At 32.1% G+C, this 21,492-nt stretch carries 23 protein-coding genes, 1 riboswitch and 1 other annotated feature; of the genes, 22 read left to right on the plus strand and 1 reads right to left on the minus strand.

Going from position 1 to position 21,492, the window contains the following annotated elements; genetic code table 11:
* The first annotated feature begins 43 nt into the window (after nt 1-43).
* The 19 genes from phoU (at nt 44) to JOC47_RS01525 (ending at nt 17,127) form a co-directional block, all read left to right on the plus strand.
* On the plus strand, nt 44-691 hold the full coding sequence (gene phoU, locus JOC47_RS01435; RefSeq protein WP_204700173.1) for a phosphate signaling complex protein PhoU: 648 nt from the start codon (nt 44-46) through the stop codon (nt 689-691).
* 233 nt (nt 692-924) lie between these two features.
* The gene (locus JOC47_RS01440; RefSeq protein WP_204700174.1) at nt 925-1,851 is read left to right on the plus strand and encodes a permuted SH3 domain-containing protein; all 927 of its coding nucleotides are present in this window, start codon (nt 925-927) and stop codon (nt 1,849-1,851) included.
* 16 nt (nt 1,852-1,867) lie between these two features.
* Nucleotides 1,868-3,190 (plus strand): PhoH family protein, encoded by a 1,323-nt coding sequence (locus JOC47_RS01445; protein ID WP_204700175.1) that lies wholly within the window; start codon nt 1,868-1,870, stop codon nt 3,188-3,190.
* A 362-nt stretch (nt 3,191-3,552) separates the two neighbouring features.
* Nucleotides 3,553-4,245 (plus strand): YggS family pyridoxal phosphate-dependent enzyme, encoded by a 693-nt coding sequence (locus JOC47_RS01450; protein WP_338035293.1) that lies wholly within the window; start codon nt 3,553-3,555, stop codon nt 4,243-4,245.
* A 100-nt stretch (nt 4,246-4,345) separates the two neighbouring features.
* Nucleotides 4,346-5,155: a pyrroline-5-carboxylate reductase gene (proC, locus tag JOC47_RS01455; RefSeq protein WP_204700176.1), complete on the plus strand. Its 810-nt coding sequence runs from the start codon at nt 4,346-4,348 to the stop codon at nt 5,153-5,155.
* Nucleotides 5,156-5,160: 5 nt separating this feature from the next.
* Complete coding sequence (locus JOC47_RS01460; protein ID WP_338035294.1) at nt 5,161-5,439, plus strand: YggT family protein; 279 nt, start codon at nt 5,161-5,163, stop codon at nt 5,437-5,439.
* Nucleotides 5,440-5,453: 14 nt separating this feature from the next.
* Nucleotides 5,454-6,242 (plus strand): photosystem II electron transport protein, Sll1252 family, encoded by a 789-nt coding sequence (locus JOC47_RS01465; protein WP_204700177.1) that lies wholly within the window; start codon nt 5,454-5,456, stop codon nt 6,240-6,242.
* Nucleotides 6,243-6,258: 16 nt separating this feature from the next.
* Nucleotides 6,259-6,771 (plus strand): DivIVA domain-containing protein, encoded by a 513-nt coding sequence (locus JOC47_RS01470; protein WP_204700178.1) that lies wholly within the window; start codon nt 6,259-6,261, stop codon nt 6,769-6,771.
* Nucleotides 6,756-7,001, plus strand: a complete 246-nt coding sequence (locus JOC47_RS01475; RefSeq protein ID WP_204700179.1) for a TM1266 family iron-only hydrogenase system putative regulator — start codon at nt 6,756-6,758, stop codon at nt 6,999-7,001. Before JOC47_RS01470 ends, JOC47_RS01475 begins: the two co-directional genes overlap by 16 nt.
* A 73-nt stretch (nt 7,002-7,074) precedes the next feature.
* A complete protein-coding gene (locus JOC47_RS01480) occupies nt 7,075-7,788 on the plus strand; it encodes a 5'-methylthioadenosine/adenosylhomocysteine nucleosidase (RefSeq protein WP_204700180.1) in 714 nt (237 codons plus the stop codon).
* 47 nt (nt 7,789-7,835) lie between these two features.
* Nucleotides 7,836-8,064: a binding site (T-box leader), on the plus strand.
* A gap of 96 nt (nt 8,065-8,160) precedes the next feature.
* Complete coding sequence (ileS, locus tag JOC47_RS01485; protein WP_204700181.1) at nt 8,161-10,944, plus strand: isoleucine--tRNA ligase; 2,784 nt, start codon at nt 8,161-8,163, stop codon at nt 10,942-10,944.
* Nucleotides 10,945-11,401: 457 nt separating this feature from the next.
* Nucleotides 11,402-11,647: an extracellular matrix/biofilm regulator RemA gene (gene remA / locus JOC47_RS01490; RefSeq protein WP_204700182.1), complete on the plus strand. Its 246-nt coding sequence runs from the start codon at nt 11,402-11,404 to the stop codon at nt 11,645-11,647.
* A 26-nt stretch (nt 11,648-11,673) separates the two neighbouring features.
* Nucleotides 11,674-12,258, plus strand: a complete 585-nt coding sequence (gmk, locus tag JOC47_RS01495; RefSeq protein WP_439109070.1) for a guanylate kinase — start codon at nt 11,674-11,676, stop codon at nt 12,256-12,258.
* Nucleotides 12,259-12,344: 86 nt separating this feature from the next.
* The gene (rpoZ, locus tag JOC47_RS01500) at nt 12,345-12,548 is read left to right on the plus strand and encodes a DNA-directed RNA polymerase subunit omega (protein ID WP_204700184.1); all 204 of its coding nucleotides are present in this window, start codon (nt 12,345-12,347) and stop codon (nt 12,546-12,548) included.
* 6 nt (nt 12,549-12,554) lie between these two features.
* Nucleotides 12,555-13,757 (plus strand): bifunctional phosphopantothenoylcysteine decarboxylase/phosphopantothenate--cysteine ligase CoaBC, encoded by a 1,203-nt coding sequence (gene coaBC / locus JOC47_RS01505; protein ID WP_204700185.1) that lies wholly within the window; start codon nt 12,555-12,557, stop codon nt 13,755-13,757.
* Nucleotides 13,758-13,761: 4 nt separating this feature from the next.
* Complete coding sequence (locus JOC47_RS01510; RefSeq protein ID WP_204700186.1) at nt 13,762-14,211, plus strand: S-ribosylhomocysteine lyase; 450 nt, start codon at nt 13,762-13,764, stop codon at nt 14,209-14,211.
* Nucleotides 14,212-14,446: 235 nt separating this feature from the next.
* Nucleotides 14,447-15,424, plus strand: a complete 978-nt coding sequence (locus JOC47_RS01515; protein WP_204700187.1) for an ABC transporter substrate-binding protein — start codon at nt 14,447-14,449, stop codon at nt 15,422-15,424.
* 12 nt (nt 15,425-15,436) lie between these two features.
* Entirely contained in the window at nt 15,437-16,336 is a 900-nt protein-coding gene (locus JOC47_RS01520; protein ID WP_204700188.1) for an ABC transporter permease, read from the plus strand.
* Nucleotides 16,330-17,127, plus strand: coding sequence for an ABC transporter ATP-binding protein (locus tag JOC47_RS01525; protein ID WP_204700189.1), 798 nt, complete (start codon nt 16,330-16,332; stop codon nt 17,125-17,127). The genes JOC47_RS01520 and JOC47_RS01525 overlap by 7 nt, the downstream gene beginning before the upstream one ends.
* A 68-nt stretch (nt 17,128-17,195) precedes the next feature.
* On the opposite strand, the gene JOC47_RS01530 is transcribed toward JOC47_RS01525, so the two are convergent.
* Nucleotides 17,196-18,068 carry a polysaccharide deacetylase family protein gene (locus tag JOC47_RS01530; RefSeq protein ID WP_204700190.1) on the minus strand — a complete coding sequence of 291 codons (873 nt, stop codon included), beginning with the start codon at nt 18,066-18,068 and terminating at the stop codon, nt 17,196-17,198.
* Between the two features lie 375 nt (nt 18,069-18,443).
* On the opposite strand from JOC47_RS01530, the gene sfsA reads away from it, so the two are divergent.
* The 3 genes from sfsA (at nt 18,444) to JOC47_RS01545 (ending at nt 21,458) form a co-directional block, all read left to right on the plus strand.
* Complete coding sequence (sfsA, locus tag JOC47_RS01535) at nt 18,444-19,136, plus strand: DNA/RNA nuclease SfsA (protein ID WP_204700191.1); 693 nt, start codon at nt 18,444-18,446, stop codon at nt 19,134-19,136.
* 66 nt (nt 19,137-19,202) lie between these two features.
* Nucleotides 19,203-19,306, plus strand: a riboswitch (SAM riboswitch).
* Nucleotides 19,307-19,379: 73 nt separating this feature from the next.
* Nucleotides 19,380-20,561 (plus strand): methionine adenosyltransferase, encoded by a 1,182-nt coding sequence (gene metK, locus JOC47_RS01540; RefSeq protein WP_204700192.1) that lies wholly within the window; start codon nt 19,380-19,382, stop codon nt 20,559-20,561.
* A gap of 219 nt (nt 20,562-20,780) precedes the next feature.
* Nucleotides 20,781-21,458, plus strand: a complete 678-nt coding sequence (locus JOC47_RS01545; RefSeq protein ID WP_204700193.1) for a hypothetical protein — start codon at nt 20,781-20,783, stop codon at nt 21,456-21,458.
* Nucleotides 21,459-21,492: the final 34 nt, after the last annotated feature.

The raw sequence follows: 21,492 nt of genomic DNA on the forward strand, positions 1-21,492 counted from the left end.
TTTGAGAATAGTTATAGATTATATTTAAGGGGAGGAGATAGTAATGAGAAAAAGTTTTGAACATCAATTAGAAGATTTGAATCAAGACTTATTGAAATTAGGGAGTATGGTAGAGGAAAGAATTCATAAAGCTATTACTGCTCTAAAAAATAAAAACGATGAATTAGCTCAACAAGTAGTTGAAAACGATGATGAAATAGATGATTATCAGATGGAAATTGAACAAGAGTGTATCAATTTAACAGCTTTACAGCAGCCGGTAGCTAAAGATTTAAGAAGAATTAATATGGTTTCTAAGATGGCTACGGATTTAGAACGGATTGCTGATTTAGCTCAAAATATAGCTGAAATTGCTTTAGAATTATCTGCTAGTGATTATGTAAAGCCATTAGTAGACCTTCCGAAAATGGGAGAAATAGCACAAGAGATGATCCATGATGCTTTAGATGCTTTTGTTAATTCTAATGCAGATAAGGCGAAAGAAGTTGCGCAAAGAGATAGTAAAATTAATGATTTAGATGAACAGATTTTACGAGAACTTCTTACTTATATGGTAGAAGATCCTAAAACTGTGCAGCAATCTAATGACTTAATTTTTGTTAGTAGATACTTAGAGAGAATTGGTGACCATGTCACAAATATCTGCGAAGATATTGTCTACATCATAACTGCAGAAAGAGTTAGTTATTAACTATTAAGATTAGCCCCCGGTTTCGGGGGCTTTTTATTTATAGTAATGAGTGATGAGTAATTAGTGATGAGAAAAGAGTGATCAGTAGAAAATCAAAACTGTTTACTTTTTACTTGTCACTATTAAGTGTCACTGAAGGTGACACTTAATACAGAAAATAAGAAGGTATTAGCACTTTAAAATAGAATAATATAATAAACTAATCCTAAAACCTAGAAAGGACATGATCTTTTGTGAGAGACTATAGTAGGTTGAATAGTCCTGTAAAAAAATCAGGTCATAAATTTAATAAAAAAGCTAATCTATTGATAAAATTATTATTAATTCTAATTTTAATTTCTTTGATTTTTTTAGTAGTAATTAATTTGTTAGGTTATAATTCTAATAATATAATAGTAACTAATTATGATACTATTAGTAATCAATTTAAATCTACTGCTTTAATTATTAGAGATGAAGAAGTAGTATTTGCGCCTCAAGCAGGTCAAATTGAATTAAATGTCTCTGAAGGAGAGAGGGTTAGTGCTGGCAATTTAATTGCTACTATTAGACGTGGGAAGAAAGACAATGAATTATATAATTATGAACCAGGAATTATTAGTTACAAAGTAGATGGTCTAGAGAATAGTTTAGAGCGAGAAGATATAAGTGATTTGAGTTATAAAAAAATTTCTAAACTGAAAGGTAGTATTAATGTAGTTGAATCTGGTGAGAGTATTAATGCTGGGCGACCATTGTTTAAAGTGATTAATAATTTCAATTTTTATTTAGCAGTATTATTGCCTGAGGGAGAATTACAGAATTATGAACTGCAGGATAAAGTAGAGATTGTTTTTTCTAAATTTCCTACCCAGATTTTGAAAGGTAGAGTTTATAAAACAATCTTAGATTCTCCACAAAACATTATGGTTTTAAAAGTTGATAGATTTCTCCCGAAATTAATAGATTTAAGAAAAGTAAGAGTCAAAGTAGTTAAAGAAAGATATCATGGGATTGTAGTACCTGAAGATGCAATTATTGAAGAAAATGAAAAAACTAAAGTTCGTATTCGAGGCTATGTCAAAGATTATACAAAAGAAGTAAAAGTAAAAGCTAAAATAGAGGATAAAGTGATAATTAAAAAAGGGCTTAGTCCGGGAACAAAGGTTATTTTAAATTAAAAAGGGGGGCTCGACCATGGAAAAAATTTATGTGTTAGATACTAATGTAATATTACATGATCCACAGTCAATATTTTCTTTTGAAGATAACCAAGTAATTATTCCAATGATAGTTTTAGAAGAGGTTGATCAACAGAAGAAGCGTCAAGATTCAGTGGGTCGTAATGCTCGAGTTTTTTCTAGATATTTAGATGATTTAAGAGAAAAATATAGCTTATCTGAAGGTGCTCAATTAGATAATGGTGGAATACTAAAAACTGAAATAACTGTACCAGAGTTAAATAGGTTACCTTCATTATTTGATGAAACTAAAGCTGATAATTTTATTTTAGAAACAGCATTAAAAGTAGAAGAAGAAACTGATAAACCAGTTATTTTAGTTTCTAAAGATATTAATATGAGAATTAAAGCTAGTATTATTAATAGTATTGAAGCAGAAAATTATGAAACTGATGCAGTAGATATTAATGAACTATATTCAGGGATCGCTGATATTGATTTGAGTTCATCAGAAATTGATCAATTTTATAATCAAGAAGGATTAGAAGTTGATGGTTTAGATATAACTCAAGATTTAATGGCTAATGAGGTAGTTAATTTAGAAGATAAATTAGGAAGTTCACAGTCGGCATTAGGAATTTATGAAGCGCAAAGAGAAATGATTAGACCATTTATTTTTAGTTCTCGTGATGTCTGGGGTATTAATGCTCGAAATCGAGAACAACGTGGTGCTTTTGAACTACTACTCAATGATGATATTAAATTAGTTACATTAGTAGGTAAAGCTGGAACGGGAAAGACATTATTAGCTTTAGCTTCTGGGCTGCATAAAGTATTAGAAGAAAATAAATATAAAAGGTTAATTGTAACTCGTCCAATTATGCCAATGGGTAAAGATATTGGTTATTTGCCAGGAGATAAACGAGAAAAGTTAGCACCATGGATGAAGCCAATTTTTGACAATATGGAGTTTTTATTAGGCGGTAGAGACAAAAATGCTGCTAGTGCTTTAGCAGATTTAGAGGAACGCGATTTATTAGAAATGGAAGCAATTACTCATATTAGAGGACGAAGTATTCCTAATCAATTTATGATTGTTGATGAAGCTCAAAATTTAACACCTCATGAAGTTAAAACAATTGTAACTCGAGTAGGAGAAAATACTAAAGTGATTTTAACTGGTGATCCTTATCAGATCGATCATCCTTATCTAGATAGCGATAGCAATGGTCTAACTTATTTAGTTGAACGCATGAAAGATAAAGAAATAACAGGTCATATTACACTAGTTAAAGGAGAAAGATCAGAACTGGCGGAACTAGGAGCAAGTTGCCTATAGAACTAAAGCAACTTTTTTATACCACAGCATATAGATTGCGCAGATAATAAGCTCTAAGCACAGTGACTAGGGCGACACGAAGAGTTTTCTGGTTTATGAAAACTCGGAGGGAGCAATCAGGGTTAGCTATAGAACTAAAGCAACTTTTTTATACCACAGCATATAGATTGGGTAGATAATAAGCTCTAAGTACATTGACTAGGGCGACACGGAGTGAACTAGGTGCAAGTTGCTTATAAACTTGAAATAAAGTATAGTTTAGTTATAAAATATAAACAGGCTATAATCTTTAATTTGTTGTTAGTGAATTTAATCAATAAATTAGAGGTTATAGCCTCTATTAGGGGAGGGAATAATCAATAGTGAGTATTAAAGAAAGATTAGCAGAGATTCAGAATAAAATTGTAGCTGCAGCAAGAAGAGTTAACCGTGATCCAAAAGAAATAAAATTAATAGCTGTATCTAAAAATCAAGAATTAGCTAAAATAGATAGTCTGCAGGAAGAAGGAGTAGTGGATTTTGGAGAAAGCAGAGTTCAAGCATTAAGAGATAGATATGAACAATTTCCTGAAGTGAAGTGGCATATGATTGGACACTTGCAGCGTAACAAAGTTAAGTATTTGGCCCGTATGGAAAGATGTGAACTAATTCATTCCTTGGATAGCTTGCGCTTAGCTAAAAAAATTAATAAACGAGCCGGCATGGAAGATAGAGTCATGAAAGCATTAGTGCAGGTTAATATTGCCGAGGATGAGAATAAATACGGTTTATATGCTTCTGAAATAATTGATTATTTGCATCAGGTGTCTGATTTTGAAAATTTACAAATCAAAGGATTAATGACTATTTTACCTCATGTTGATGATGCTGAAGAACTAAGACCTTATTTTAAAGAAATGAAAAATTTGTTTGACCGAATTAAAGAAGAAAATATATCCCAGGTAAAAATGGATGAATTATCGATGGGAATGAGTAATGATTTTGAAGTAGCGATTGAAGAAGGAGCTACTATGATTAGATTAGGGCGAAGTCTATTTGGTTCTAGAGGTTATTAGAAATCTAACTAAGATTAAGTTTAAGCTTAGAAAAAAATAAAATAGGAAATATTATGAGTTTAATTATCTGTTTAAAATGAAATTAGGAAGGTGGGAGAGAATGATAGAAGAAAAAGTTGGATTTATTGGTGCTGGTTCAATGGCTGAAGCATTAATTGAAGGTCTGTTAGAACAGCAAATTATTGCTCCGGATGACTTATATATCAGCGATATTAATAAATCTCGCCTCGATGAGCTAACTGCTAAATATGAAATTAATCAAGCAACTACTAATAATGCATTAGTGTCTAAAGCAGATTATATTATTTTAGCAGTTAAACCGCAGGTTATAGGGCAAGTCTTAGAAGAAGTTGGCCCTAAAATCACTGCTCAACAGACAGTTTTTTCTATAGCCGCAGGGGTAGAGACTAATCAAATTGAAGCGAATTTAGATCAAGTTCCAGTAGTTAGATTAATGCCCAATACTGCTGCTTTGATTGGTGAAGCAGCTATTGCTTATTCCTTGGGTAGTTATGCTGGAAAAGAAACAGCAGCAGTAGTAGAAGAGCTGTTTAGTGCATCAGGAACTGTAACTAAAGTTAAAGAGAATTTGATGGATGCTGTGACGGGATTAAGTGGTAGTGGTCCTGCATATATCTATTTGATTATTGAAGCTTTATCTGATGCAGGAGTAAATATGGGACTACCGCGCGAAAAATCTACTGAATTAACTTTACAAACCATAATTGGAGCTGCTAAAATGGTAAAAGAGTCAGACTTACATCCAGGAGAGTTAAAAGATATGGTTACTTCCCCTGGAGGGACTACAATCAAAGGTATGCAGCAGCTTGAAGAATCAGGAGTGCGTGGTATTTTATATAATACAGTAGAAGCAGCAGCAAATAAATCACAAGAATTAAAAAAGGAGTGAAATTAGTGGTAGAGTTAATTATTAAACTTTTGCATATAGGATACGATATATACAGTTTTATGATTTTAGCTAGAATAATAGCTTCATGGGTGCAGCCGCCGAAAGATAATGAGTTCATGAGACGATTTTTACGTTTTGTTTATGAGGCTACTGAGCCAGTGTTAGCCCCATTGAGACAGTTAATACCTATTCCAGCAATTGATTTATCTCCGATTGTAGCATTGTTATTGCTACAGTTTATTGTTAATGGTTTATCAGATATTTTACGTAGATTAGCGTATTAAATTGAGGTGGAAGTATGTTATTTGATAAAGAAAGATTATTGTCACAATTTCAAGATGAAGAAAAAATCGTGCTAGATAAAGTATTAGATAAAGCAGAAGAAGCTCTCCGGACTCATAAAGTAGCATTTACTAAATTTTTGAACCCGCATCATCTGTATTTGGCTCAAGAAATGCTAGACCAAGTTAGAGATTTGAAATATTTACTATATGGAGCTTATCAACAGGCTGAAAGACAAAGGCTAGCTGTTATGCCTGACTATTATATAGAAGATATGGTAGATTCTCCATTAACTTTATTAGATATTAGTGGTCAGTTTAAATTTCAAGATGTTAGCCACCGTGATTTTTTGGGAGCGATTTTGGGGACAGGAATAAAAAGAGAAATGGTAGGCGATTTAGTACTTTATAAAGAAGGATGTCAAGCTATCATTGCCCCTGAAATCAAAGACTACCTTATCTATAATTTAGAACAGGTACATAAAATAGGAGTAGAAGTTAAAGAAATTAGTTTTGATCGACTTCAAGTAGAACCACAAAGAATTAAAAAGATTAAAAGTACTGTAGCTTCTTTGAGATTAGATTCAGTAGCTAGTTCTGGTTTTGGGACTTCCCGGAGTAAAATGAGTAAAATAATTGAACAAGGTAAAGTAAAAGTTAATTGGCAAGTAGTAGAAGATCCAGCTTATTTTTTAGATGAAGATGACCTCCTATCAATTAGAGGGCGATGTAGAGTAGAAATTGATGAATTCAGAGGAAAATCAAGAAAAGATCGAATTAAATTAACCTTAAAGCGCTATTTATAAAGGGAGGATTAATTTTATGGACTTAACTCCAGACGAAATTGCAGATAAAGAATTTAAGAAGAGTTTTGCTTTGTGGTCCTATGATGATAATGAAGTAAAAGAATTTTTAGAATTAGTTTCTATTTGCTATGAAGAAGCCTTAGTCAAAAACAGAAAATTGGAAGAAAAAATGGAAGATTTAAAAACAGACTTAGAAAGAGAAAAAGAGAAGGTTGAAGCTAAAAAAAGAGAAGCCGCAGAAATCAAAGAAGATGCGCAATCTGAGGCAGAAAGAATTATTAAAGAAGCTGAGCAAGAAGCTCAAAAGATCAAAGATGAAGCTGAATTAAAAGCAGAAAGAATTATCAATCAGTCTAAAAAAAGAGCTAGTAAAGTAATAGATATAGAAAAAGAAGTAAAAAGTGATTTTAAAAACTTATTTACTTATTTATTAAATTCTTTAGAAAATGAAAGTGATTTAGAAGAAATTGAAGATAAATTCAATCAATTAGTTCAGAATCCGGAGGGGGAAGAATGGAACGAAGAATAGCTGTAGTGGGGATTATTATTAATAATAGAGAAGAAGCTGCAGATAGAGTTAATGATGTTTTAAGTAATTATGGAGATTTGGTTGTAGGTAGAATGGGTTTACCATATGAAGATAGAGATATGAATATTATTTCATTAATTGTGGATGGTACTAATGACCAACTAGGTGCTTTGGCAGGTAAATTAGGTAACATTAACGGAGTTAAAGTCAAAACTATGATGACAGAATAAGTTAAGATTAAGACTAAGACTTAATTTGATTAAAAGGAAAATTAGATAGCAATCATTGAGTGAGGGATAAAAAATGACAATAGGTATTATTGGAGCAATGGAAATTGAAATCGAATTATTAAAAGAAGATTTGGAGTTAAAAAGTAAATTAGAAAAAGCTAGTATGACTTTTTATTCAGGAAATTTGGCTGGGCAAGAAGTTGTATTAGTTAAATCAGGTATTGGGAAAGTTAATGCTGGAATCTGTACTCAAATTTTGGTAGATGAATTTGATATAGATCAACTTATTTTTACTGGAGTTGCTGGAGCTATTGACCCTGCATTAGAAGTAGAGGATATAGTTGTTTCTACTGATTTAGTACAGCATGATGTCGATGCGACAGCATTTGGTGATCGTAAGCCAGGTGAAATACCTGAATTAGCTAAGATATCATTTGAGGCAGATGAAAATTTAGTTGATTTAGCATTTAATGCTGGTAAAGATATTCTTAAATCCGAATCAAATCAAGTCTATAAAGGAAGAATACTATCAGGGGATCAGTTTATCTCTGATAAAGTAAAAGTTAAAAAATTAAAAGAGCAGTTTGGTGGTTATTGTACAGAAATGGAAGGGGCAGCAGTAGCTCAAGCAGCTTATCTTAATCAACTACCGTTTGTGATCATTCGTTCTATTTCTGATAAGGCAGATGAAGAAGCAGATATTTCTTTTGAAAAATTTGCTAAAGAAGCAGCCCAACATTCATATAAAATTGTAATTGCTATTTTGAAAAAATTAATTAGTAGTTGACGTAATTTAAGAGTTGTATTATAATGATATACAAAATGAATACTAAAATAAATGCGATGATGGAGAAGAGTAGATAAAGTGAAAGTGATAGCGAGACAGGGATGGTGGAAGCCTGTTTAACGGGAAACTTTATTGAAGATCATCTCTTAGCTATTCTAATGAACATAAGTATAATTCTTAGTAGTTAGAATCGGTGCGAATCGTTAATTTTAAAAGTGAGTATGTGTTTAACATATATTAACTAGGGTGGTACCGCGAGTAGACCTCGTCCCTGATCAGGGATGAGGTTTTTTATTTTGGGTTGGCAACTATGATTAAGCAAATGATTTAATTAAGAGGATTATTATATTATATAAAGGGGTGCATGAAAAAATGGATTATAAAGATACGTTAAATTTACCGGAAACAGATTTCTCGATGAGAGCTAATTTATCTGAACGAGAACCTGATTTTCAAGAGTTTTGGAAAGAAAAAGAAGTATATGAAAAAGCACAAGAGCAAAGAAAGGGTGCAGAAAAGTTTATTCTACATGATGGTCCTCCTTACGCTAATGGAGATATTCATATTGGTCATGCTTTGAATAAAACTTTAAAGGACATTGTAACTAGATATAATCACTTAAAAGGTTATCAGTCTCCGTATATTCCTGGTTGGGATACACATGGATTACCGATTGAACACAAAGTAACTAAAGATTTAAGTGAAGAAGAAAGAAAAGAATTAAGTACTAAAGAGTTAAGAGAAGAATGTGAAGAATATGCTCTTAAATATGTAGAAAGACAAAAAGAACAGTTTAAAAGATTAGGTGTTTGGGGCGATTGGGATAATCCTTATATTACTTTAGAACCAGAATATGAAGCAAAACAGATTGAAGTATTTGGAGAGATGGCTTTAGAAGGTTTATTTTATCAAGGTTTAAAACCAGTTCATTGGTGTACTAGTTGTGAAACAGCATTGGCTGAAGCTGAGATTGAATACGAAGAAATTAATGGACCTTCAATTTATGTTAAATTTCCAGTAAAAGATGGGGCAGAACTAGGAGGAGTAGAACTTAGTGATGAAGATTATGTGGTTATTTGGACTACTACCCCTTGGACAATTCCTTCTAATTTAGCAATTACTGTTCACCCGGATTTTGAATATGTGATTGCAGAAGCTGATGGCGACAAAATTGTAGTAGCTAAGAAATTATTAGAAGAAGTAGCTAAAACTTGTGATATTGAAGAGTACCAAGTGTTATCAGAATTTAAAGGAGAAGATTTAGAAGGAGTAGTTTGTAATCATCCTTTCTTCGAGCGGGAATCACCAATTATTTTAGGAGAACATGTTACTCTAGAAAGTGGTACAGGTTGTGTTCATACTGCACCAGGACACGGTCATGAAGACTATGTTGTAGGTCAAGAATATGGACTTGATGTTTATGCTCCAATGGATGATAAAGGGTACTTTACTGAAGAAGCAGGAGAAGACTTTGCTGGAAAACATTATGATAAAGCAAATATTAAAGTAACAGATCTATTAAAAGAAGATGATTTATTAATGGATTTAAGCTTTGTTGATCACTCTTATCCTCACTGCTGGAGATGTAAGAATCCAGTTATATTTAGAGCGACAAAACAGTGGTTTGCATCGGTAGATGAAATTAAAGATGATGCTTTAGAAGCAATCAAAAATGTTGATTGGTATCCTGAATGGGGAGAAGGTCGCATTGAAAATATGGTAGCAGATAGAAATGATTGGTGTATTTCTCGTCAGAGAGTATGGGGTGTACCAATTCCTATCTTTTATTGTGAAGATTGTGGTGAACCATTAATTACAGAAGAAAGTTTAAATAGTGTACAAGAATTATTTGCTAAAAAAGGATCTGGCAGTTGGTATGAGCTTGATGCAGATGATATTTTACCGGCTGATATTAAATGTGAAGCTTGTGGTCATGATAAATTTGCCAAAGAAACGGATATTATGGATGTTTGGTTTGACTCGGGTGCTAGTCATGCCTCAGTTTTAGAAAATTATGATGAATTAACAAGACCAGCTGATTTATATTTAGAAGGTACAGATCAGTATCGTGGTTGGTTTAACTCTTCTTTATTAACTTCTATCGCTGCTAGAGATGAAGCACCATATAAAGCTGTTGTAACTAATGGTTTTACGGTTGATGAAAAAGGAAAGAAAATGTCTAAATCAGTAGGGAATGTAATTTCTCCTCATGAGATCATTGATCAATATGGAGCAGATATTTTGAGACTGTGGGTTGCTTCTTCTAACTTTAAAGAAGATGTAAGAGTATCTGATAAGATTTTACAGGAAAATGCTGAGGTTTATCGTAGAATTAGAAATACATCTCGCTTTATTTTAGGGAACTTAGCTGATTTCAATCCTGCAGAAGATAGTATGGATTTTGAAGACTTAACCGAACTTGACCGTTGGGCATTAATGAAACTACAAAAAGTAGTTGAAGTAGCAAATGAAGCATATGAAGATTATGAATATCATCGTGTTTATCATGCAGTTCATAATTTCTTTAGAGTAGAGATGAGTTCTTTCTATATGGATGTTATAAAAGATAGATTATATGTGTTAGAACCAACTAATGAGGTTAGACGTTCTGGCCAAACTGCATTATATGAAATTTTAGTAACATTAACTAAAGTAATGGCTCCAATTTTAGTGCATACTACTGAAGAAATTTGGCAAGAACTACCTGGTGAGCAAAGTGAAAGTGTCTTCTTAAGTGAATGGCCTGAATTGAAAGCAGACTATTTTGATGAAGAATTAGAAGATAAATGGGCTAAATTGCGAGAAATCAGAAAAGATGTTTCTAAATCTTTAGAGATAGCTCGTAATAATGAATTAATTGGACATTCTTTAGATGCTGAAATAGAATTATATCCAAATGAAGATGTATATAAGTTCTTAACTAACTTTGATGACTTAGCAGAATTATTTATTGTTTCTAAAGCTAATTTACATGAGCCTGATGCTACAGCAGAAGAAGATGTATATCAGGGTGAAGAAACAGCAATTAAAGTAAAAGTTAAGCATGCTCCGGGAGAAAAATGTGAAAGATGTTGGCATTATAGCCCAACTGTAGGAGAAGATGAAGAAAATCCAGAAATTTGTGCTAGTTGTTCTGATATTCTAGCAAAATTATAAATTTGAAAACTACAGTTAGAAAAAGGTCTGCAACAAGCCGTTGCAGACCTTTTTAATTTAAACCCCGAATAAAACAGATAGGTGTTAGATTTTTTAAATCATTTAAAGGAATTATATATGTTTGAGCAGTATAATAATAATAAGAATTAAAAATGTATAATTGCAGGTCAAGTACTTGCAAAATTGTTTCTACTTATGATATATTAATACAAGCACATAATCTATATAAAGTGGCACTATCGTGCCACTAGCTAGTAGATAAAAGCTAGTAGCTAGTAGTAAATTCAAAACCAAAAAACAGTTCATAGCTAGAAATTATTGAATACTAGGTTAATGTTTTAGGTTTTGAATTTGATTTTATTTTTTAACTATTAGCTCCTAGCTACTTACTTCTAGCTATAAAGTTTCACTGAAAGTGCAACTTTATATAGATAATTCATAGCTAGGGGGAATAACTATGGGGATTAAATTAATTAATATTGGTTTTGGTAATATTGTAGCAGCAAATAGAATTATAGCTATTGTTAGCCCTGAATCCGCACCGATTAAGAGAGTTATTCAAGATGCTCGAGATCGGGGCATGTTAATTGATGCTACCTATGGCCGCCGTACAAGAGCTGTAGTAATCACTGATAGTGATCATGTTATCTTATCGGCTGTACAGCCTGAGACTGTTTCACAGCGATTAGATGATGATGAATAAGAATGCAAGGAGGCTCAAATAGGATGTTGAAGCAGCAAGATAAAAGAGGGAATTTGATAATTTTATCAGGTCCTTCTGGAGTGGGAAAAGGAACTATATTATCAGCTTTAATGGATAACTATGATGATATACATTATTCGATTTCGGCTACCACTAGAGAAGCCCGAGTTGGTGAAGAAGATGGTGAAGACTATTATTTTATATCAGAAGATAAATTTGAATCTTTAGTGGAAAAAGATGATTTTTTAGAATGGGCTCAAGTTCATAATAATTATTATGGTACTCCTAAAAAATATGTGGAAGAAAATCTTAATCAAGGAGAAGATGTAATTTTAGAAATTGATATCCAAGGAGCCCAACAGATTAAAGAGAAGTTTCCGCAGGGGGTTTTTATATTTTTATTACCACCTTCACTAGAAGAATTAAAATCAAGAATTCATCATCGAGGTACAGAAACTGAGGATGCTATTCAGACTAGAATGAAGAATGCTAAAAAAGAGATGAATAAGGTAGAAGATTATGATTATGCAGTAGTTAATGATGAGATTGAAGAAGCTATTAATAAATTAGAAGCAATTATTATTGCTGAAAGATGTAAAGTGAAAAGTTAAGATTAAGTTTAAGTTCATACAACACATTAGATCTCGATTTAAAAATTTTATTCAGACTAAAACTAAAACAGCAAGGAGGAATTATTATGTTAGCAGGAATAAACAAAGATGAAGTACTTGAGAAATGTGGAGGATCTACTTTTATTGCATCTGTAATTGCAGCAAAAAGAGCAAGAGAGATTCATCAAGAGAAGAATGAATTATTAGATGAAGAAGAGTATAATGGTGTAACACCTGTTTCTAAAGCTTATGAAGAGATTATTGCTGGTAAAATAAAACCTAAGGAGTAATTAATGATGCTAGAAGATAAGAACATTGTTGTAGGTGTTACAGGTGGTATCGCTGCTTATAAAGCAGTTCAAATAGTTAGTAGTCTAACGAAATTAGGGGCCAATGTAGAAGTGATTATGACTGAATCAGCTACAGAATTTGTTAAGCCATTAACTTTTCAATCAATAAGTCATAATCCAGTCCGGCAAGATATGTTTACTCCACCGAAAAATTGGGATGTGGAGCATATCTCCTTAGCTCAAAAAGCTGATTTGATGCTGCTTGCTCCAGCAACAGCTAATATGATTGGTAAATTAGCTAATGGAATTGCTGATGATATGTTATCTACTACTGTTATGGCTACTACAGCCCCAGTTTTAATTGCTCCAGCTATGAATAATAAAATGTATGAAAACCCTATTGTGCAAGATAATATAAGTTATTTAAAGAAGCATAATTATAAGTTCATTGAAGCAGATGCGGGTTATTTAGCTTGTGGTACAGTTGGGAAGGGTAGATTACCTGACCCAGAAGAAATTGTACAACAATCTATAGTAGAGATATTAAGCACTGAAGAATTAACAGAAAAAAAAGTGTTAGTTACTGCTGGTGGTACTCAAGAAGATTTAGATCCCGTAAGGTATTTAGGGAATTATTCTACTGGTAAGATGGGCTATAATTTAGCGCGAGTAGCTCAAGTAGAGGGAGCTGATGTAACATTGGTTTCAGCCCCTACTAATTTAAATAAACCAAATGGTGTAGACCTAGTAGAGATTAAAAGTGCTGAGGAAATGTATCAACAGGTAATGGAATTGCAGGAGGAGCAAGATATAATTATTATGGCTGCTGCAGTTGCAGATTATAGACCTGTTAATAGGGAAGTGCAGAAAATAAAGAAAAGCTCGGACGAGCTTAGATTAGAATTAGAAAGAACAACTGATATTTTATCCCAATTGGGTCAGGTCAGAGATGATGAACAAGTATTAGTTGGTTTTGCTGCTGAAACTGAAGATTTGTTAGCTAATGCTCAACAAAAATTAAAGGAAAAGCAGGCGGACTTAATTGTAGCTAATGATGTTTCGGCTTCTGATATTGGCTTTGCTAGTGATGATAATCAAGTAACTTTGATTAGTGAACAAGGGCAAAAGAAAATTAAAAAAGCTAATAAATTAAAAATTGCTATTCAAATCTTTAATGAAATTATGCAACTAGCTGCAGATAAGGAGTGATAAAATGACAGAAGAAATTGAAATCGAAAGTTTTAAATTAGACCACACTAAAGTTGATGCTCCCTATGTTAGAGAAGCTGGAGAGTTAACAACTCCAAGTGGTGATATTATTAAAAAGTATGATTTGAGATTGATGCAGCCTAATCAAGGAGTTATTCCTACAGCTGCTATGCATACTATTGAACATTTATTAGCCGGTTTTATGAGGGAGAAGATAGATGCTATTATAGACCTTTCGCCTATGGGCTGTAGAACAGGATTTTATTTAAGTAAAATTGGTGAAACTGAAATTGAAGAAGTAGAGGATGCTTTAATTTCTTCTTTAGAAGAAATTTTAGAAACGGAAGATGTTCCAGCTACTACAGCTAAAGAATGTGGGAATTATCGTGACCACTCTTTATTTGGAGCGCAAGAATATGCTCAGGAAATCTTAACTGGATTTAAAAGTAGTTAATACTTCTTTTGACAAAGTTCTATAAATTAGTTATAATCGTAGCTAGTAAGGTAGTAGATTGTAGTAAGGTAGAGATTGTTTTTATATGTATATATATGTAGAAAAGTAGTAGTGGTAGAATAGTAATAGGGAATTTACTGAACTATTTTCAAATGATTTTAACCACTCCTACTGGGAGTGGTTTTTATTATATTAAAAAAGCTAAAAATTATTAATTTTGAAAGGGTGAGAATAAATGAGAACTCGAGTAGTGAGTATTTTAATGATATTATTAATGGTGGTAGTAGTAGGATGTGGAAATCAGCAAAGTGCTAAAGATGAAAAGATTAAGGTAGGAGTTATTCAAATTGTAGAACATCCAGCTTTAGATTCAGCTCGACAAGGATTTAAAGATCTTTTAGCTGAAGAGGGATATAAAGAAGGGGAAGATATAGTTTATGATTATCAAAATGCACAAGGGGATATGTCTACAGCACAAACAATTGCTAAAACTTTTTCCCAAAAAGATTTTGATTTAATCTTAGCTATTGCAACGCCAACTTCGCAAGCAGTGGCTAATACTATTAAGGATACGCCAATTTTAATTACAGCAGTTACTGACCCTAAAAGTGCTGGATTAGTAGATGATATGGAACATCCAGGAGGTAATTTAACTGGAACTAGTGATTTAACTCCAGTAAAGAAACAGTTAGAATTATTTAATAAATTAGAGCAAAAAATCAAAAAGGTAGGTATCTTATATAATTCAGGTGAAACTAATTCAGTTTTTCTAAAAGATTTAGCTAAAGAAAAAGCACAAGAATTAGGATTAGAAATGGTGGAAGCACCAGTTACTTCTAGTAGCGAAGTTTACCAGACAGCACAGTCGTTAGTAGGTAGGGTAGATGGTATTTATGTTCCGACTGATAATACGATAGTTTCAGCTATTCAATCTGTAATTAAAGTAACAAATAAAAATGATCTACCTTTAATTGTAGCTGATAATAGTTCAGTTAAAGAAGGAGCATTAGCTACATTAGGAATTGATTATTATAAGTTAGGTCAACAAACAGGTCAAATGGCTGTTAAAGTTTTAAATGGAACTGACCCAGGCGAATTACCAATTCAAAGAATTCAAGATGCAGATTTAATAATTAATCAAAAAGCAGCTAAAGAAATGAATGTTGAAATTCCACAGAAGTTGATTGATGAGGCAAAAAAAGTTATTAAATAGAGGTGGCGGACAATGAGTCTTAGTATGTTAGTAGATCCAATAACACAAGGGTTAGTCTATGGAATAATGGCTTTAGGAGTATATTTAACATTTCGTATTTTAGATTTTCCTGATTTAACAGTAGATGGGAGTTTCCCTTTGGGAGCAGCAGTAGCTGCCCGATTGATTGTAGCTGGGGTCTCTCCTCTTTTAGCTACCATAGCAGCAATTTTTGGTGGTATGATAGCAGGGGTTATAACGGGGATTTTAAATACTAAACTAAAGATAACCGGACTCTTATCAGGTATTTTAACTATGACTGCCCTTTATTCAATTAATTTACGAATCATGGGGCGAGCTAATATCCCTTTATTAGGGGAAAGTACTATTTTTGATTTGCTTGAACCATTAGGTTTATCATCTGATATTAGTATTTTGATTGCATTTTTGTTTGTTTCTTTATTAGCTAAGTTTATTATTGATTGGTTTTTACAGACTGAACTTGGTTTAGCTTTAAGAGCTACTGGTGATAATAAAGAGATGATTAGAAGTTTAGGTGTTAATACTGATAATACTGTAATTTTAGGGTTAGCTTTATCTAATGGTCTAGTTGCTTTATCAGGTTCACTTGTAGCTCAATATCAAGGATTTACTGATGTTAAGATGGGAATTGGTATGATTGTTATAGGTCTTGCATCTGTAATCATTGGTGAAGCAGTAATTAAAAATGATCAAATAAAATGGGCTACTTTAGGTGTTTTGTTAGGGTCTATAGTTTATAGATCAGTAATTACTGTAGCATTAAGAATGAATTTGAATCCGAATGATTTAAAATTAATAACTGCTTTATTAGTTATTGGAGCTTTAGGTGCTCCTGCTATTAGAAGTAAATTAGATAATACTTTATTAGCAGGAGGTGAAGAAAAATGCTGAAATTAAAAAACGCTAAAAAAGTTTTCAATCCTGATACTATCAATGAAAAAGTTGCTCTTAAAGAGATTGATTTAAAAATGGAATTAGGAGAATTTATTACTGTGATTGGTAGTAATGGAGCAGGAAAGTCGACGTTATTAAATGCAATTGCTGGTAACCATCAATTAACTACTGGTGAGATTATAATTGATGGTCAAAACTTAACAGGAGTTCCCGACTATGATAGAGCTCATTTAGTTAGTAGAGTCTTTCAAGACCCGCTGCAAGGGACTGCTGCTTCGATGACAATTGCAGAAAATTTAGTTTTAGCATTAAGAAGAAGTGGTAAACTGAATTTGAGTACAGGAGTTACTGATAAACGAAGAGAAATTTTTAAAGATGAACTAAGCATTTTGAATTTAGGATTAGAAGATAGATTGGATGATAAAGTTGGTTTATTGTCAGGTGGGCAACGTCAAGCATTGACCTTAGTAATGGCGACTATTCAAGAACCTAGTATTCTATTATTGGATGAGCATACAGCAGCTTTAGACCCTAAAACTGCTGAAAAAATAGTTAATATCACCAAAGAGATAGTATCACATCATAATTTAACTACAGTAATGGTCACTCATGATTTAGATCATGCATTAGAACTAGGAACAAGAACGATTATGATGGATAATGGGAGAATAGTTTTAGATGTAGAGGATGAAGAAAGAAGAGATATGACTATTGATGATTTATTAGAGAAATTTGCTAAAGTAAGTGGACATGAGTTAACTAATGATAGAATTTTATTAGCTCAATAGATTTTAGGAGACAGTTTTATACTGTCTCCTTTTTTTATGTAATAGTCAAGCGTTAGCTTGACTATTTTTTAATTACGGTAAGGAGCAATTGATAGTAAGTTATCTACAGTTACTAATTCTATATTATTAGCTTGTAATTTTTCAATAATTATGGGTAAAACTTTAACTGTAGGAGCCAAACTTTGTCCTACTCCTCCAGCAGAATGAAATAAAATTATTGCTCCTTGGTCAAGATACGGAATAGTTTTATTTAATACATCTTCTTTCTTTTTAGCCTGCCAGTCTAAAGAATCTAGTGACCAATGAATAACTTTGTAGTCCATCTTTTTTAATTTATCAAGTAATTGATTAGAAACAAAACCATATGGAGGACGTAAAAGTGCAGTTTCTTTATTAGTTTGTTCTTCAATTACTTGTTCGGTAGCAAATATTTCTTCAGATAATTGTTTATCATTTAAAGTAGTTAAATCAGGATGGCTCCAAGAATGATTAGCAACTGTATGGCCATCATTTATTATTCTATTAGTGATAGAAGGATATTTTGCTACTCTTTTTCCTAATAAAAAGAAAGTTGCAGGAACGTTATATTCTTCTAAAACATCTAAAACCTGCGGAGTATATATTGGGTCTGGTCCATCATCAAAGGTTAAAGCTACTTTTAAAGTTGGGGGACCTTGCATGTAAAAAGTTTTTTCTTTAGTTGAACGAATACTCTTTTCAGGAATTACAATTTTCTGATGAATATAAATCATATTTGGATTATTAATTTCATTTAATTTACTCAGTTTATTAACTGTAATATTAAAGCGATGTGCAATTTTAAATAACGAATCTCCTGGTTGAGCAGGATAAATAATATTGGCTTGGGCCAATAAAGTTGTATTTAAGACTATGATGCTAACTATTAATAAAATTAATTTAAGTTTATATTTTAATTTCATTTGTTCACCCCCTTTTATAGAACAGACATAGCATATCATACATAATTAAGGCGCTCAAGCTGTAAATTTTGGGAAAATAAATGAAATTTGTAGTATTTCTTGCGTGCAGACAAGTAATATGATATTATAAATAATGATTACTAATAATCTATATAAAGTGGCACTATCGTGCCATTAGCTAGTAGATAAAAGCTAGTAGCTAGTAGTAAATTCAAAACCAAAAAACAGTTTATAGCTAGAAATTATTGAATACTAGGTTAATGTTTTAGGTTTTGAATTTGATTTTATTTTTTAACTACTAGCTTCTAGCTACTTACTTCTAGCTATAAAGTTGCACTGAAAGTGCAACTTTATATAGAAAAGGAGTAGATAAAAATGGCTAGAGTTGAATTTGAAAATTTAGAACAAGGTGAACTGATTGAAAGAGAAAATAGGTTTGTAGCTCAAGTTAAATTAGATGATAAAAAAATTAAAGCTTATGTTCCTAATCCTGGGCGGATGGAAGAATTAATGGTACCGGGCACAGAAGTATATGTTTATCATGTACCGCAAAAAGATAGAAAAACTAAATATAATTTATCGTTGATAAATTATAATAATCGTTTAGTTTCGATTAATTCTCAATTACCTAATCAACTTATATTAAATGCTTTAGAAAAACAAGAGTTGCAGCCTTATTCGCAATATACTAATATAAAAGCTGAACACAGCTATGGTAATAGTCGCTTAGATTTTTATTTACAGGGCCAAGATGAGGTACTGATTGAAGTTAAATCTGTAACTTTAGTAGAAGATAAAGTTGCTAAATTTTCTGATGCTCCTACTGAGAGAGGGCGGAGACATTTAAGTGAATTAATTCAAGCCAAAAAAGAAGGATATAGAACTGGAGTTATTTTTTTGATTCAGCGAGATGATGCTAATAAGTTTATCCCTCATCGGCGAATAGACCTTCAATTTGCTGATAAATTAAAAGAAGCACAAGAAGCTGGAGTAGAAATTTATGCTTGGAACTGTCAGGTAAATTTAGAGGGAATTGAATTGGAAGAAGAAATAAATGTTGAAGTTTAAACTATATTTTAGAGTATTGACAGAGTAAATTTAATTTGATAAACTTTAGGTGTTAAAGTCAAATATATATCATCAAGAGTAGTGGAGGGACAGGCCCAACGAAGCTCAGCAACCGCCTAGTTATAAGGAAAGGTGCTAATTCCTGCCAGAGTTTTCTGGAGAGATGTGATAGATAGATTATTTTTATGCTCTCCGCAAGGAGAGTTTTTTTAATAGGATAAATTCTAAAGGAGAGATTTAACTATGGCAAAAAAACATTTATTTACTTCGGAATCCGTTACAGAAGGACATCCTGATAAAGTTGCTGACCAGATTTCAGATGCTGTATTAGATGCAATTTTAGCTGAAGATCCACAAGCTCGAGTAGCATGTGAGACGTCTGTTACTACAGGAATGGTATTAATTTCTGGTGAAATATCTACTGATTGTTATGTTGATATCCCAAAAGTAGCTCGAGAAACTATTAAAGAAATTGGTTATACTAGAGCTAAGTATGGTTTTGATGGCGAGACCTGTGCAGTGCTAACTTCTATTGATGAACAGTCTTCTGATATAGCTCAAGGGGTAGATGAAGCTTTAGAAGCTAAAGAAACTGAAACAACAAAAGAAATAGGTGCTGGAGATCAGGGACTAATGTTTGGTTATGCTACTAATGAAACTGAAGAATTAATGCCGCTGCCAATTACTTTGGCCCATAAATTATCACGTAAATTAGCGGAGCTTAGAAAAAATAATACTTTAGACTATTTAAGACCTGATGGTAAAACTCAAGTGACAGTAGAATATGAAGGAGATAAGCCTAAGCGCATTGATACAGTTGTTGTTTCTACTCAACATCACCCAGAAGTTAAGTTAAAAGAAATAAGAAAAGATATAATTGAATATGTGATTAATGAGGTGATTGGTTCTGAATTATTAGATGATGAAACAACATATTATATTAATCCAACAGGAAGATTTGTAATTGGTGGACCTCAAGGAGACGCTGGTTTAACTGGGAGAAAAATTATAGTTGATACTTATGGTGGGACTGCTCGTCATGGAGGAGGAGCATTTTCAGGTAAAGATGCTACAAAAGTAGATCGTTCTGCTACTTATGCTGCACGATATGTAGCTAAAAACGTAGTAGCGGCAGAATTAGCTGATAAATGCGAAGTCCAATTGTCATATGCAATTGGAGTAGCAGAGCCTGTATCAGTTATGGTAGAAACCTTTGGTACTTCTAAAGTATCAGAAAGTGAAATTGAAAGATTAATTAAAGAAAATTTTGATTTAAGACCAGGAAAAATCATTGAAACCTTGAATTTGAGAAATCCACAGTATAAACAAGTTGCTGCCTATGGTCACTTTGGTCGGGCAGACTTAGACTTACCATGGGAAAGAACAGATAAGGCAAAAGCTTTGTCTGCTGCAGCAAATTTATAGATGTTAAAGGAAGCCAACTTTAATTTAAAGTTGGCTTTTTTTTATGGGTTTTTTGAAAATAAATGGTTATAAAATACATTAATTGATTTTAAAAGCAGGATTTTAACTAGATGTCTATAAATTATAAATATATGTAATTAGAAAGGCTATTTTAGATTTGAGAGATTTTTTTCAAGTTGATTTATTTTTGTTTATAATTACTTACTGGAGGATTGAATTATGGAAAAAAAAGTTTCAATTGTTAAAGCTTTTGACTATGGGATTTATTTATTAAGAGATACTTATTGGCAGGTAGTATGGCCTATTTTAATTCTTGGTTTTATAGAATCTCTACAAGTGGTGACCCGAAATTATATATTTTTTATACCCTTAATTATTAATTTTTTAAGGGTAGCAGTCTTGTATAGTATTGTAAAATATATATTGTATTTAGCAGAAAGAAAGCATTGTAATTGGTATGCAATGATTTTAAGTAAAGAGAAATATTTGAATTTGTTTTATTATTCTACTTTAGTTTTTCTAATGTTTAAATTAATCATGTTTAGTAATGATGCATTAAATATAGCAGTGATAGATAAAGCTTTATTAATTTTAATTATTTATTTATGGATTAGATTTTATTTTTCTGCTTTTTTTATAGTAGACCATGGAGTTAATTTAGTGCAGGGGCTGCGTTTGAGCTATGAAATTACTAAAGGATTTTTATTCACGATGGCAATATTTTTTGTAGTCTTTATATTAGTTAATTTAAGTGGAGTTATAATAATTATAATTGGACGTTGGATAGTTACTTATCCTTTAATTTTAGTAGTTTCTATTTATATATACCAAAAATTAATTGATGCATCTAATCTTGATAAACAGTATAAATCAAATAAAAAAAGTATAAAAAATTAGATTAAAAGGAAAATAATTGTAAAAACAAGCAGGT

It is taken from the genome of Halanaerobacter jeridensis (assembly GCF_016908315.1).
GTDB classification, from domain to species: domain Bacteria; phylum Bacillota; class Halanaerobiia; order Halobacteroidales; family Halobacteroidaceae; genus Halanaerobacter; species Halanaerobacter jeridensis.

Coding starts and splice junctions, on each gene's coding strand:
- JOC47_RS01525 (WP_204700189.1), top strand. CDS start 16,330: ATGCTGAAATTAAAAAACGCTAAAAAAGTTTTCAATCCTGATACTATC.
- phoU (WP_204700173.1), top strand. CDS start 44: ATGAGAAAAAGTTTTGAACATCAATTAGAAGATTTGAATCAAGACTTA.
- remA (WP_204700182.1), top strand. CDS start 11,402: ATGGGGATTAAATTAATTAATATTGGTTTTGGTAATATTGTAGCAGCA.
- JOC47_RS01510 (WP_204700186.1), top strand. CDS start 13,762: ATGACAGAAGAAATTGAAATCGAAAGTTTTAAATTAGACCACACTAAA.
- coaBC (WP_204700185.1), top strand. CDS start 12,555: ATGCTAGAAGATAAGAACATTGTTGTAGGTGTTACAGGTGGTATCGCT.
- JOC47_RS01520 (WP_204700188.1), top strand. CDS start 15,437: ATGAGTCTTAGTATGTTAGTAGATCCAATAACACAAGGGTTAGTCTAT.
- metK (WP_204700192.1), top strand. CDS start 19,380: ATGGCAAAAAAACATTTATTTACTTCGGAATCCGTTACAGAAGGACAT.
- JOC47_RS01475 (WP_204700179.1), top strand. CDS start 6,756: ATGGAACGAAGAATAGCTGTAGTGGGGATTATTATTAATAATAGAGAA.
- ileS (WP_204700181.1), top strand. CDS start 8,161: ATGGATTATAAAGATACGTTAAATTTACCGGAAACAGATTTCTCGATG.
- proC (WP_204700176.1), top strand. CDS start 4,346: ATGATAGAAGAAAAAGTTGGATTTATTGGTGCTGGTTCAATGGCTGAA.
- rpoZ (WP_204700184.1), top strand. CDS start 12,345: ATGTTAGCAGGAATAAACAAAGATGAAGTACTTGAGAAATGTGGAGGA.
- JOC47_RS01465 (WP_204700177.1), top strand. CDS start 5,454: ATGTTATTTGATAAAGAAAGATTATTGTCACAATTTCAAGATGAAGAA.
- JOC47_RS01470 (WP_204700178.1), top strand. CDS start 6,259: ATGGACTTAACTCCAGACGAAATTGCAGATAAAGAATTTAAGAAGAGT.
- JOC47_RS01515 (WP_204700187.1), top strand. CDS start 14,447: ATGAGAACTCGAGTAGTGAGTATTTTAATGATATTATTAATGGTGGTA.
- JOC47_RS01545 (WP_204700193.1), top strand. CDS start 20,781: ATGGAAAAAAAAGTTTCAATTGTTAAAGCTTTTGACTATGGGATTTAT.
- JOC47_RS01480 (WP_204700180.1), top strand. CDS start 7,075: ATGACAATAGGTATTATTGGAGCAATGGAAATTGAAATCGAATTATTA.
- sfsA (WP_204700191.1), top strand. CDS start 18,444: ATGGCTAGAGTTGAATTTGAAAATTTAGAACAAGGTGAACTGATTGAA.
- JOC47_RS01445 (WP_204700175.1), top strand. CDS start 1,868: ATGGAAAAAATTTATGTGTTAGATACTAATGTAATATTACATGATCCA.
- JOC47_RS01530 (WP_204700190.1), bottom strand. CDS start 18,068: ATGAAATTAAAATATAAACTTAAATTAATTTTATTAATAGTTAGCATC.